This window comes from Pseudomonas sp. M5A4_2d (assembly GCF_053345295.1).
In genome coordinates this window covers 51469-64014 of the sequence record NZ_JBKEZW010000012.1, presented here as the reverse complement: position 1 = coordinate 64014, position 12546 = coordinate 51469, and the positions used below count along the sequence as shown (strand labels likewise).

Here is a 12546-nt window from a genome sequence, read left to right as displayed (position 1 = left end):
CGCTAAAAAAACTTGTTTGATCATGTGTTCAATGCAGCGCACATACCCTGTCTGTGTCCGCAGATAGTCAACCCAGCCCAGCCACAGGTACGATGGTCTATCCCTTCGCGAGGTCATCATCATGTTCTTCGGCGTTCTACTGATCATCACCTGGCTGATCCTGCTGCTGCGCTACCCGGCCAAGGCATTGCCTGTGTCGCTGGCCGCTGCCGTCGGCCTGGGCTTTGTGGCCATTTGGGTGGTGTGGCTGGACAACCGCGAAGCTTCGCAACTGTCGCGCCTGGAATTGCGCATCAGCTATGCACCACAGGAATGCCCGGCCGACCGCCCCTTGAAACTGGTGCTGAACAACGGCAACGACGTGCCCCTCACCGAGCTGCGCTGGCGGCTCGCCGCTTATGCACCGGGCGACACCGTCAACCTGGCCGACAACGTCTATGCGGCGCCACGTTATCGCGGCCCCGGCGAACTGCAAGCTGGCGCTACCTGGGACGATTGCCTGCCCACACCTCCATTGCGCCCAGGCTACCGCCCGCAAACCCTGGAATTTCGCGCCGAGCACCTGCAAGGCAGCTTCTCGGACTGACAAAGGACTGATCCATGCCCAACGTACTCATCACCGGTTGCTCCAGCGGCATCGGCCGCGCCCTGGCCGACGCGTTCAAATCTGCAGGCTTTGAGGTCTGGGCCAGTGCCCGCCGCGAGGCAGACGTCGCCGCCCTCGCTGCAGCCGGCTTCAACACGGTGCAACTGGACGTCAACGACAACGCAGCCTTGCAGCACCTCGCCGAACAGTGGGGCGAGTTGGATGTGTTGATTAACAACGCCGGCTACGGCGCCATGGGCCCGCTGCTCGACGGCGGCACCGCAGCGATGCAGCGTCAATTCGAGACCAACGTGTTTTCCATCGTCGGCGTGACCCAGGCGCTGTTCCCCGCGCTGCGTCGCGGTAAAGGCCTGGTGGTCAATATCGGCAGCGTTTCCGGGGTGCTGGTTACGCCGTTTGCCGGGGCTTACTGCGCGTCGAAAGCCGCGGTGCATGCCCTGAGCGATGCATTGCGCATGGAACTGGCACCATTTGGTGTAAGGGTCATGGAAGTACAGCCGGGGGCTATCGACACGAGCTTTGCGAAAAATGCAGGCGCCCAGGCCGAACTGTTGATCAACGAGAAGTCGCCGTGGTGGCCGTTGCGCGACGGAATTCGTGCGCGCACCCAGGCCTCGCAAGACAACCCGACCTCAGCCGAGCACTTTGCTGCTCAAGTGCTGAAAGCGGTGCAACAGTCAAAACCGCCACGGTTGTTGCGCGCGGGCAATGGCAGCCGGGCGTTGCCGTTGATGGCGGCGTTGTTGCCCAAGGCGTTGCTGGAGGCGGTGTTGAAAAAGCGCTTCGGCCTGACGGGTTCACTCTAACCTTTCATAAAATCAATAAACGCCCGCACCTTCAACGGCAAATGCCGGGTATCCGGGTACATCGCATAAACCCCTTGCGGGGCGAAGCGATGGTCGGCCAATAACCGCACCAGCCGCCCCGCCTCCAGATCCTCCTGCACCAGCCATTGCGGCAGTACTGCCACGCCGTGTCCACGCACGGCGAACGCCTGGAGGACGGCAGCACTGTCGGCCACCAGCGCCGTTTGACCGGCGCGGTATTGATGCGCGGCACCTGCCGGGTCGGTCACGCTCAGTTCCGTCAAACGGCCATGGCCCAACCTGGGCACACGCTCCAACTCATCCAACGTTTGAACACCGGCAAACTCGGGGGCGGCCACCGCAAATACCTCGAACGTCGACAGCTGCACCGCGCGATGGGTGGAGTCCAGCAGGCGGCCCAACCGAATCGCCACGTCAAAGCGTTCCGAGATCAAATCGGCATGGGTGGAGGATGTGGATAAGTGAATGTTCAGGTCCGGGTGCGCGCGGCGAAAGGCTTCCACCGCCGGGGCGACTACCGCCAGCGCATATTCCACGGTGGTGGTGATGCGCAACGTGCCTTTGAGCTGGGCATGTTCGGAGCGCGCCTCTTCCACCGCCAGGCGCGCTTCTTCAAGCATGCGTGTGCAACGCAGGTAGAAGCGTTCGCCGGCATCGGTCAGTGCCAGTTGGCGGGTGTTGCGGGTCAGCAGGGTCACGCCCAATTCTGCTTCCAGGCGCTTGAGGTTGAAGCTGACCACGGCACGGGTCTGGCCCAACAGGTCCGCCGCCGCGGTCAGCGAGCCGGCCTCGACCACGGCCTTGAAGGTGTCGAAACGGTCCAGGCTGACCATCGGCCACGCCCTCCTTTGTCAAAATATTTTTGACAAACTAACAGGCAAACCGGCGTATCCCAAACCCTGCATCGCGCCTACCCTGCCCGCTTCACTCGCAGGATCGCGTTCATGACCTACCGCTCGAAAGTCGCCTGGATCTTTTTACTGGGCTTCGCCCTGGACCTGGTGAACATGTTTGTCGCCACAGTCGCCTACCCGGATATCGCCCGCGAACTGCACGCCTCGGTCACGCAATTGGCGTGGATCAGCAACGCGTACATGCTCGGGCTGACCGTGATTATTCCCTTGAGCGTCTGGCTGGCGGCGATCCTGGGCGAGCGAACACTGATCGCCGTGAGCCTGCTGGTGTTTGCCGGCGCGTCGGTAATGGTCGGCCAGGCCGGCTCCATCGAAACACTGATTGGCTGGCGTGCGTTGCAAGGGCTGGGCGGCGGCTTGCTGATTCCCGTGGGCCAGGCCATGGCTTATCGGCACTTTCCACCGGCAGAACGCAGCCAACTGACGGCACGCGTGATGTCGGTCGCCCTGCTGGTTCCGGCGCTGTCACCGGCGTTGGGTGGGTTGATTGTCGACACCATGGCCTGGCGCTGGATCTTTTACGCCAACCTGCCACTGGCACTGATGACCCTGCTGCTGGCGTTGCTGTGGATAAAACCTGATAGCCCGACAACCGTTCGACCGGGCCTGGAGCTGGGCAGCATTTTCAAACAAATCCGCAGCCCGCTGTTGCGGGTGGCAATGCTTATCTATCTGTTCATCCCGGGCGTATTCATCGGCACCAGCCTGATCGCCATCCTCTACCTGCGCGGCCTGGGCTATGACGCGACACACACCGGCGCACTGATGTTGCCGTGGGCGCTGGCCTCGGCGCTGGCGATTTTCCTCAGCAAAAAGCTGTTCAACCGCTGCGGCCCGAAACCGTTGCTGCTGGCGGGCATGGTATTGCAATGCATCGGAATCCTCCTGCTGACCAAACCCGAGCCCGCCGTGATTATTGCGGCCTACGCCTTGATGGGCCTGGGTGGCAGCCTGTGCAGCAGCACCGCGCAGACGCTGGCGTTTCTCGACATTCCCGATACACACATGGGCCACGCCAGCGCCCTGTGGAATATCAATCGGCAAGTGAGTTTCTGCCTCGGCGCCGCCGCACTCAGTGCGTTGTTGTCGGCCTTGGATTCCTTCGCCATAACCTTCACGATAGCGGCAGCCCTGACACTGCTGCCCCTCTTGGCAGTGTTGCGCCTGGATGCGTCCAGAGTCCGCACACTGCTTCACCCTGCCAGCGAGCCACAGCCATGATTGATTACCGCGATTTTTTTGAGGAAGTGACCCAGACCCACGTCGAGATCGAACAGTGGTTTGCCGGGGTTGCGCCAGAAGGCACGTTGCAGAGTTTGCTGGCGCGCTTCTCGCCTGAATTCAGCATGGTTGCCCCCGCCACCGGCGCGAGGGTAAATGCAGCCGGATTGAATGCCTTGTTCACGCGCCTGGGCGGCATGCGCCCGGGGCTGAAAATCACCTTGAGTGAAATGGTCGGGATTGACCGGCATGCGCGCGGTGCCATCGTGACCTATCGCGAACATCAGGTTGACGACAGCGGCACCCAGACCGATCGCCGCGCCACCGTGGTGTTCGAAAAGCAGGCCAGCGGCGCGCTGCTGTGGCGCCACCTGCATGAAACCTTCATCAAGGCTTAACACGATTAAGTGTGGGAGCGGGCTTGCTCGCGAATGCGGTGGATCAGTCAATACTTGCGTTAACTGACACACCGCATTCGCGAGCAAGCCCGCTCCCACACAAGCCAGCGCCACCTTTCAGTGTTGTGTTGGGTCAACGATAACGGTGCAGGTGATACCCGCCGCCAGCAACACGCCGTCCGGCACTTCATCAATGTGAATCCGCACCGGCACCCGCTGGGCCAGGCGCACCCAGTTGAAAGTCGGGTTCACATCCGCCACCAACTCGCGGCTCTCGGGGTTGTCGCGGTCGTAGATACCGCGCGAGATGCTTTCCACATGGCCCTTGAGCGTCTCGCCGCTCATCAGCTGCATATCGGCCTTGTCGCCGACTTTGACGTGGGGCAGCTTGGTTTCTTCGAAGAAGCCATACACCCAGAACGAGTTCATATCGACCACAGCCATCTTCGCTTCACCGATGCGCGCGTAGTCGCCACGGTGCACGTTGAGGTTAGTGACGTAGCCGTCCACCGCCGCCACGACTTGCGTTCGCTTCAAGTTAAGTTCAGCGGCTTCCAGCTGCGCCAGCGCGTGTTGATAGTCGGCCAGGGCGGAGTCAGCAATGTTGCTGGCGTCGTCGCGGTTTTCCCTGGAGATCACCAACGCGTCGAGGTCGGCGCGGCGGTGGGCGTTGACCTTGCGCATTTCCCAGGTAGCTTTACGGGACGCTACCAGGGACTGGGCTTGCTTGACCGCAATGCGGTAGTGCTCGGGGTCGATCTGCATCAGCAGGTCGCCCTTTTTCACCAACTGGTTGTCCCGCACCGGCACGTCGACCACTTCCCCGGTAACGTCGGCGGCGACGTTGATGATGTCGGCGCGCACGCGGCCATCGCGGGTCCACGGCGTTTCCATGTAGTGCACCCACAATGTGCGGCCAATCCAGATCGCCAAAGCCAGTACCAGCAAGGTCGCAAGCAGGCTGAAAAACTTTTTCATCGGGGCATTCTCAACGGTAGACGGTCAGCGCCAGCGCGCCGAACAGGCAAACGAACAGGCTCAGGCGCAGCAACGCCGGGTGCCAGAAAAAACGGTACAGGTCGAACCCGGCCAGGAAGCGATCCAGGGCCCAGGCAAGCGCGGCGGCAATCAAGAACATCAGGGTCATGGTCGGCATGTAGAGGCCGTGAAAGGCTATTTCACGCGGCATGTGGAGATCCTTTGAGGGCAGCCAGCGGCGATTGCGGGTCAAGCAACGAAGTGCGAATAAAGTGCAGGTAGCTTTTCACCCGGCGCAGGGCCGAGGTGTCGAAGTGCGGGGCGAAAGGTTCGTCGGTGGCCTGCACGCGGCTGATCGCATGGTCGACGGCAATTAGCCCGCGCTCCAGGTTGCTCGCGCTGGGCTGCAGGAACAGCCGCACCAGCGAGCGGCCCATCACGCGGATTGCCTGGCGCCATGGCTGGGATTCGGCATAGGCCGGGTGCACCGGCAAAATCGCCTGCTCCTTGCGCAGTTCGATTATCGCGTGGCCGACTTCCAGCACCACGAACATCCAGCGCAGCAGGTCGCGCTGCACTTGCGGCTGGCCGACGGCGAGGCCGTAAGCCTGGTGCAGCAGGTCGCGGGTGCGGCTTTCGAAACTCGACGCCAGGCCCTTGAGCTTGCCACTGATCGCATACACCACTTGCTCACGCAGGTCCTGCTCAAGGCGGCGCCACAGCCAGCGGCTGTTGGGCGGCAGGATGATCGCCCCCGCCGCCGCGCACACCAGCATGCCGATGACCATGGCGATGTAGTCGTTGATAAAGGTGTAGGGGTTGTAGACCGTGAGGTTGTCCGGCACCGAGCCGGTGCTGAAGAAAATCAGCAGGCCCACACCGACGCCCGCATACTTTGGCCGTGAGGCGAGGAAGGCGCCGAAGATGATCACCGGCGCAAGCATCACGCACAGCAGCGGGAAGCCGTCGATCCAGGGGAACACGAAGAACATTTCGACGAAGCCCACCAATGCGCCGATCAAGGTGCCGCAGGCCATCTGGAACGCCATGCGTTTGGGGTTGGGCGTGGCGGCGGACAGGCCAACGGTGGCGGCGGCGATCAGGGTCATGGTCGCGCCACTCGGCCAGGCGGTGGCCACCCAGTAGCTGCCGAGCACGATCAGGATGAACGACGCGCGAATCCCCGAAGCGGCGCAGGCCAGCCAGTTGGTTTTGGGGATAAAGGTTTCATCCCACTGCTCGCGTGCATGGCTATGATCAGCCAGGGAGGCGTGGGTCTGCGCGTAGTTGTGCAGGTCGTCGACGAAGCGGTACAGCAGCTCGTAGGCCGTATGAAAATCCAGTTGCTCGGCTTCGCTCGGGTTGCCTTCCTGGAAGGTGGCACGCAGGCTGCGCACTTTGGCGGGCAGGCCGTCCTTGTAGGTGCTCAGTTGGTTGACCAGGCGCGCGGCGTCCGGGCTGGTGAGGGCACGGCCGGAGAAGCCGTCGAGCACTTCGGCAAGGTCCTGCAGGCCGGGCTTGATCGCCGCGACCACATGATCGGCTTCAACCGTGCGCAGCCGTTCCAACAGCTGGTGCAGCGCATTGAAACGCGTGGTGATGCTCATAAACTCGCTGTTGAGGCGGCTGAGCCGACCGTTGCGCCGACGCATATGCGGGTCTTCAAACACGGTGACGCTGCGCAAGCCTTCCAGGCCCACGGCTTCGGCGATAAAGCGCACGTTGCTGGCCTCAAAACCTTCGCGCTGGCTGCGCCCACGCAGGCCGTCGGTGACGAACAGCGCGAACACGCCAAAGCGCTGATACAGGGCGTTGCGCATGGCCGCGCTGCTGGTCTGCGGCAGGATCGCGGCGCTGACCAGCGTGGAACAGAGAATCCCCAGGGAAATTTCCAGCACCCGCCACACCGCCGCCATGAACGCGCCGTCCGGGTGCGCCAGGGCCGGCAAACCCACCATCGCCGCCGTGTAGCCAGCCAGCACAAAACCATAGGCGCGGAAGTTGCGGTTACGCGTTGCACCAGCGGTGCAAATGCCGACCCAGATCGCCAGTGCGCCGAGGAACAATTCGGTGTTCTGCGCAAACAAGGCAATCAGAAAGACCATCACCGCCGAACCCGCCAGGGTGCCGAGGAAGCGGTAAAAGCTCTTGGCGAACACCTGGCCGCTCTGCGGTTGCATCACGATAAACACGGTGATCATCGCGGTACGCGGTTGCGGCAGCTCCAGGCGCATGGCCAACCACAGCGTGAGGAACGCAGCGATCAGCACCTTGAAGATATAGACCCAGGTCACGCCATCACTGCGTGCCCAGTCGAAAAAACCACGGCGCCACTCAAGGGAGTGCAACCAGCGCAGCGGTGCAGGCAAGAAAGTCATGAACGCCTACTCAGTGATCAAACACGGCAAGCGCCGCCGGGGTTTTGCCGGGGAGGCTTTTGGCATCTTGCGGCACATCGTTACCGGCGCCGAGCCCGCCACCCAGGGCGGTCACCAGTTCGGCATGGGCACTCAGGCGCGCGGCCTGCACCTGTTGCTCCACCTGTTGCTGGCGGAACAGCAGGGTCTGGGCGTTCAGCACATTGAGGTAGTCGGTAAGGCCGCGCTGATATGCGATCATCGCGATGTCGTAGGTTTTCTGTGCCGAGGCCACCGACTGCGCGGCAAAGGCCGACTGCTTGTCCATGGATTCGCGGCGGATCAACTGGTCGCTGATGCCCTTGAGCGCATTCACCAGAGTCTGGTTGTACTTGGCCACAGCGATGTCATAACCAGCGCTGGCCTCGCCCAACTGCGCCCGCAAACGGCCGCCGTCGAAGATCGGCAAGGTGATCGCCGGGCCGACGTTGTAGTTGAATTTCTGACCGCTGAGAAAGCCCAGCATGGTGCCGCCGGTAGCGACGAAACCCAGGCTGCCGACCAGGTCGACATTGGGGTAGAAACCGGCATGGGCCACATCAATGCCTCGGGCCTGGGCGGCGACTTGCCAACGGCTGGCGACCACGTCCGGGCGCTGACCAAGCAATTGCGCCGGCAAGCTCGATGGCAATTTCAGCGGCGCGGCGAGGGCCAGGCTCGGCCGTTGCAGTTGCGCGCCTTCACCCGGACCTTTGCCCGCCAACGCCGCCAGCTGGTTACGGCTCAGGGCGATTTCTTCGTCCACGGCGTCGAGTTGGCGATGGGTTTCCGGCAACGGCGTTTCAGCCTGGCTGACATCAAAATGGGTGCCGATCCCGGCATTCAGGCGTTTGTTGGCCAGGTCGAGAATTTGCTGTTGCTGGGCCAACGTGGCGGCAACGATGTCGCGGTTGGCATAGTGCAACGACAGCTGGATATAGGCGCGCACCACGTTGTTTTGCAATTCGAGCTGGGCCTGGCGCGCTTCGGCAGCGCTCATATGGGCCAGGTCGACGGCGCGTTCGGTGCTGTTACTTTCGCGGCCCCACAGGTCGAGGGCGTAACTCAGGCCCAGGGACGAATTGTTGTCCCAGGTGTTGGCGCCGCTCAGTTCGCCCGGACCGTAAAACTGATCCTTCGGCCAATTGTGGCGCTTGAGGGTAGTGTCACTGTTGATCTGCAACGACTCGGCCGACTCGGCAATCCCGGCCATGGCCCGCGCTTCACGCACCCGCGCGGCGGCCATGGCCATGCTCGGGCTGTTTTGCGTGGCAAGTTCCACCCAGCGGTTCAATTGCGGATCGCCGTAGGCTTGCCACCAGTGGGTGGTGGGCCAGTGGGCGTCTCGGGCGGCGCTCCGGATCGCTTCGTCGGTGACCAGGTTATTGGCGTTGAGGGCCTGGCCTTGGGGGGCGATTCCTCCGGTTCCGATGCAGCCGCTGATTGCTAACGATAAGGCCCAGACACTGAGAGCCTTCAGCTCTCTGTTGATGCGACGCGGCACGGCAAGCGTATTCCTGAGGTGGTGTTGCGGGGAAGGTGGCGCAATTCTAGGGGGCGCGATGGAGGACGATAAGCTGGCATTCCTGTGAATCTTTGTTACCGTTCAGGCGATAATCCGTTGGTAGGGATCACTGGACGGCGTAACTTTCTGTCACAATTTGTTATCTCCCCTGAGAACACTCCATGGACACTTTGCAAAACATGCGCGCTTTCAGTTGCGTGGCCGAAGCCGGCAGCTTCACCGCCGCCGCCGTGCAACTGGACACCACCACCGCCAACGTCTCGCGCGCGGTCTCCAACCTTGAGGCCCATCTGCAAACCCGCTTGCTCAACCGCACCACCCGTCGCATTGCACTGACCGAAGCCGGTAAACGTTACTTGCTGCGCTGCGAACAGATCCTCGCCTATGTCGAGGAGGCCGAGGCCGAAGCCAGCGACGCCCACGCGCGCCCTGCCGGGCAGTTGAAAGTGCACACCATGACCGGCATCGGCCAGCATTTCGTGATTGACGCAATTGCCCGCTACCGCCGCACCCACCCCGACGTGACCTTCGACCTGACCCTGGCCAACCGCGTGCCGGACCTGCTCGACGAGGGCTACGACGTGTCCATCGTGCTGGCCAGCGAGCTGCCGGATTCGGGCTTCGTGTCCCAGCGCCTGGGCATCACCTACAGCATCGCGTGCGCCTCGCCGGACTACGTCAAGGCCAAAGGCTGCGCGCAACGGCCGCAGGATTTGCTCAACCACGCCTGCCTGCGCCTGGTGAGCCCGGTTATCCAGCTGGATAAATGGACCTTCAATGGCCCCGAAGGCCAGGAAAGCGTGGCGATCAACACCTCGCCGTTTCTGGTCAACTCGGCCGATGCGATGAAAACCGCGATCACCAGCGGCATGGGCGTTGGCCTGTTGCCGGTGTATGCGGCCATCGAAGGCCTGCGCAACGGCACACTGGTGCGCGTGATGCCAACCTATCGCTCGCAAGAGCTGAACCTGTACGCCATCTACCCGTCACGCCAGTACCTGGATGCGAAGATCAAGACCTGGGTCGAATACCTGCGCGGTTCGTTGCCGGAGATTCTGGCGGCGCATCAGGCGGAGTTGGTGGCGTATGAATTGAGTGGCAGCCTCAGCGGCGCTCGGCTGGCGAACTGATTTCTGCTCGTCGATATAACTCAAATGTGGGAGCGGTCCGACAAGCCAGCTCCCACAGAAAGCAGAGCACAGCGGTGCTGGCAGTTGAACTCGGTCAAATTGTGGGAGCGGGCTTGCTCGCGAAGGCGATGTATCAGTTACAGATAAGCTGGCTGACCCATCGCATTCGCGAGCAAGCCCGCTCCCACATTTGGATCTCGATACATCAGACAGAGAGTGTGCCGCGGTGCTTCTGCACTGCTTTTGCTTCAACCACTCAGCTCTTGCTTTTGATCTGACAGGCCCCGTTAACCACGGATTCAAGCCGGAGAGAGGGCATACCGAGCCTAAGCGAGGCACCGAGTGGTGGGGTAAAGCCAGCTCCCACTGTTAAAGGGTCGTCCTGACAATCGTCGACAGGAATGTTAGCGTGCTTGGTATTCTTCCGTAGTCGATGAGCCCGCCTGCAATGAAAAAGACTGTCCTCGCCTTCAGCCGCGTCACCCCGCACATGATCGAACGCCTGCATCAGGACTTCGAGGTGATCGCGCCCGACCCCAAGCGCGGGGACATCAATGCTCAATTCAACGAAGCCCTGCCCCACGCCCACGGTTTGATCGGCGTGGGCCGCAAACTCGGGCGCGCGCAGCTTGAGGGCGCCAGCAAACTGGAAGTGGTCTCCAGCGTCTCGGTGGGCTACGACAACTACGACGTGCCGTACTTCAACGAGCGCGGGATCATGCTCACCAATACCCCCGACGTGCTCACCGAAAGCACCGCCGACCTGGCCTTCGCCTTGCTGATGAGCAGCGCACGCCGTGTGGCCGAGCTGGACGCCTGGACCAAGGCCGGCCAGTGGAAAGCCAGCGTCGGCGCGCCGCTGTTCGGCTGCGACGTGCATGGCAAGACCCTCGGTATCGTCGGCATGGGCAATATCGGCGCGGCTGTCGCCCGACGTGGACGCCTGGGTTTCAATATGCCGATTCTGTACAGCGGCAACAGCCGCAAGACCGAGCTGGAACAGGCGCTGGGGGCGCAATTTCGCAGCCTGGACCAGTTGCTGGCCGAGTCGGACTTCGTTTGCCTGGTGGTGCCGTTGAGCGAAAAGACCCGCCACCTGATCAGCACCCGCGAGTTGGGGCTGATGAAGCCCAGCGCGATCCTGATCAATATTTCCCGTGGCCCGGTGGTGGATGAGCCGGCGCTGATCGAAGCGCTGCAAACCCAGAAAATCCGTGGCGCCGGGCTGGATGTGTATGAACAGGAGCCGCTGGCTGAATCGCCGCTGTTCCAGCTGAGCAATGCCGTGACCCTGCCGCACATCGGCTCGGCCACGAATGAAACCCGTGAGGCCATGGCCAACCGCGCCCTGGACAACCTGCGCAGCGCCCTGCTCGGCCAGCGTCCGCAGGATCTGGTGAACCCGCAGGTGTGGAAGGGCTGACAGCTGACCAATGCAGGAGCGGCCCCATGTGAGAGCCGGGCTTGCCCGCGATGCAGGCGCCTCGGTGTATCAGTGATACCGAGGTGACGCTATCGCAGGCGAACCAGTTCCCACACACGCCTGTTCATCTCAACCAGCTGCATTCCAAAAATCCGGTTAAAGCCTGGCGTGCCCAAGTCGATAACCCTCTATAGATCGTCATTCCTGATCCTCAGAAGGTTTTTATGTCCACCACCAAAGCCCGCGCAGATTCACTCTCGCTTCTGCTCTTTACCTTGCGCAGCGGCAAGTTGATGGCCATTAACCTGCTTAAAGTCAGTGAAATCATCCCGTGCCCGCCGCTGACCAAGCTGCCGGAGTCACACCCCCACGTCAAAGGCATCGCCACGCTGCGCGGTGCCTCGCTCTCAGTGATCGACCTGAGCCGCGCCCTCGGCGAAATGCCCCTGCAAGACCCGAACGGCGGCTGCCTGATTGTGACCGACGTCAGCCGCTCCAAGCAGGGCCTGCACGTACAGGCGGTGAGCAAGATCGTGCACTGCCTGACCACCGACATCCGCCCGCCGCCCTATGGTTCCGGCGGTAATCGCTCGTTTATCACTGGGGTGACCCAGGTCGAAGGCGGGCTGGTGCAGGTGTTGGATATCGAAAAGGTCATCCACGCCATCGCTCCGGCGCCGATTGAAGTAGCGCCGACCGACTTGACCATGGAAGAGGCCGAAGTGCTCGGTAACGCGCGGATTCTGGTGGTGGACGACAGCCAGGTCGCCCTGCAGCAATCGGTGCACACCCTGCGCAACCTCGGCCTGACGTGCCATACCGCACGCAGCGCCAAGGAAGCCATCGATGTACTGCTGGAGCTGCAAGGCACGGTCGAGCAGATCAACGTGGTGGTGTCGGACATCGAAATGTCCGAAATGGACGGGTACGCCCTCACCCGCACCCTGCGCGAAACCCCGGATTTCCAGGATTTGTACGTGTTGCTGCACACCTCCCTGGACAGCGCGATGAACAGCGAAAAAGCCCGCCTGGCCGGCGCCGACGCGGTGCTGACCAAGTTTTCGTCGCCCGAGCTGACCAAGTGCCTGGTTATCGCTGCCAAGGCTGTGGCGCAAAAGGGCCTGTAA

The 12546-nt window shown here is 62.1% G+C and carries 12 protein-coding genes; 7 read left to right on the top strand and 5 right to left on the bottom strand.

Annotated elements, in window-relative coordinates; translation table 11 throughout:
• Window positions 1–121 precede the first annotated feature (121 nt).
• Window positions 122–586, top strand: a complete 465-nt coding sequence (locus tag ACLBW8_RS24600; protein ID WP_064450787.1) for a hypothetical protein — start codon at window positions 122–124, stop codon at window positions 584–586.
• Window positions 587–600: 14 nt separating this feature from the next.
• Window positions 601–1413 (top strand): SDR family oxidoreductase, encoded by an 813-nt coding sequence (locus tag ACLBW8_RS24595; protein ID WP_064450786.1) that lies wholly within the window; start codon window positions 601–603, stop codon window positions 1411–1413.
• Here ACLBW8_RS24595 and ACLBW8_RS24590 read toward each other — a convergent pair.
• The gene (locus tag ACLBW8_RS24590; protein ID WP_447806507.1) at window positions 1410–2267 is read right to left on the bottom strand and encodes a LysR substrate-binding domain-containing protein; all 858 of its coding nucleotides are present in this window, start codon (window positions 2265–2267) and stop codon (window positions 1410–1412) included. The two genes, ACLBW8_RS24595 and ACLBW8_RS24590, sit on opposite strands and share 4 nt — an antisense overlap.
• Before the next feature lie 111 nt (window positions 2268–2378).
• Here ACLBW8_RS24590 and ACLBW8_RS24585 point away from each other — a divergent pair, with 111 nt between their 5' ends.
• Together ACLBW8_RS24585 and ACLBW8_RS24580 are read left to right on the top strand one after the other, a co-directional pair.
• Window positions 2379–3569 carry an MFS transporter gene (locus ACLBW8_RS24585; protein WP_064450784.1) on the top strand — a complete coding sequence of 397 codons (1191 nt, stop codon included), beginning with the start codon at window positions 2379–2381 and terminating at the stop codon, window positions 3567–3569.
• Window positions 3566–3967 (top strand): hypothetical protein, encoded by a 402-nt coding sequence (locus ACLBW8_RS24580; protein WP_064450783.1) that lies wholly within the window; start codon window positions 3566–3568, stop codon window positions 3965–3967. The genes ACLBW8_RS24585 and ACLBW8_RS24580 overlap by 4 nt, the downstream gene beginning before the upstream one ends.
• Before the next feature lie 117 nt (window positions 3968–4084).
• On the opposite strand, the gene ACLBW8_RS24575 is transcribed toward ACLBW8_RS24580, so the two are convergent.
• Genes ACLBW8_RS24575 through ACLBW8_RS24560 form a run of 4 tightly spaced genes read right to left on the bottom strand, consistent with a single transcriptional unit; the run spans window position 4085 to window position 8845 of the window.
• Window positions 4085–4945 carry an efflux RND transporter periplasmic adaptor subunit gene (locus tag ACLBW8_RS24575; protein WP_128590835.1) on the bottom strand — a complete coding sequence of 287 codons (861 nt, stop codon included), beginning with the start codon at window positions 4943–4945 and terminating at the stop codon, window positions 4085–4087.
• Between the two features lie 10 nt (window positions 4946–4955).
• The gene (locus ACLBW8_RS24570; protein ID WP_053254492.1) at window positions 4956–5156 is read right to left on the bottom strand and encodes a DUF1656 domain-containing protein; all 201 of its coding nucleotides are present in this window, start codon (window positions 5154–5156) and stop codon (window positions 4956–4958) included.
• The gene (locus tag ACLBW8_RS24565) at window positions 5146–7323 is read right to left on the bottom strand and encodes an FUSC family protein (protein WP_447806506.1); all 2178 of its coding nucleotides are present in this window, start codon (window positions 7321–7323) and stop codon (window positions 5146–5148) included. The genes ACLBW8_RS24570 and ACLBW8_RS24565 overlap by 11 nt, the downstream gene beginning before the upstream one ends.
• 10 nt (window positions 7324–7333) lie before the next feature.
• Window positions 7334–8845 (bottom strand): efflux transporter outer membrane subunit, encoded by a 1512-nt coding sequence (locus ACLBW8_RS24560; RefSeq protein ID WP_447806505.1) that lies wholly within the window; start codon window positions 8843–8845, stop codon window positions 7334–7336.
• Between the two features lie 182 nt (window positions 8846–9027).
• On the opposite strand from ACLBW8_RS24560, the gene ACLBW8_RS24555 reads away from it, so the two are divergent.
• From ACLBW8_RS24555 to ACLBW8_RS24545, 3 genes are all read left to right on the top strand, one after another.
• On the top strand, window positions 9028–9996 hold the full coding sequence (locus ACLBW8_RS24555; RefSeq protein WP_053254489.1) for a LysR family transcriptional regulator: 969 nt from the start codon (window positions 9028–9030) through the stop codon (window positions 9994–9996).
• Window positions 9997–10444: 448 nt separating this feature from the next.
• Window positions 10445–11419 (top strand): 2-hydroxyacid dehydrogenase, encoded by a 975-nt coding sequence (locus ACLBW8_RS24550; protein WP_447806504.1) that lies wholly within the window; start codon window positions 10445–10447, stop codon window positions 11417–11419.
• Window positions 11420–11643: 224 nt separating this feature from the next.
• Window positions 11644–12546 carry a chemotaxis protein CheV gene (locus ACLBW8_RS24545; protein ID WP_221293981.1) on the top strand — a complete coding sequence of 301 codons (903 nt, stop codon included), beginning with the start codon at window positions 11644–11646 and terminating at the stop codon, window positions 12544–12546.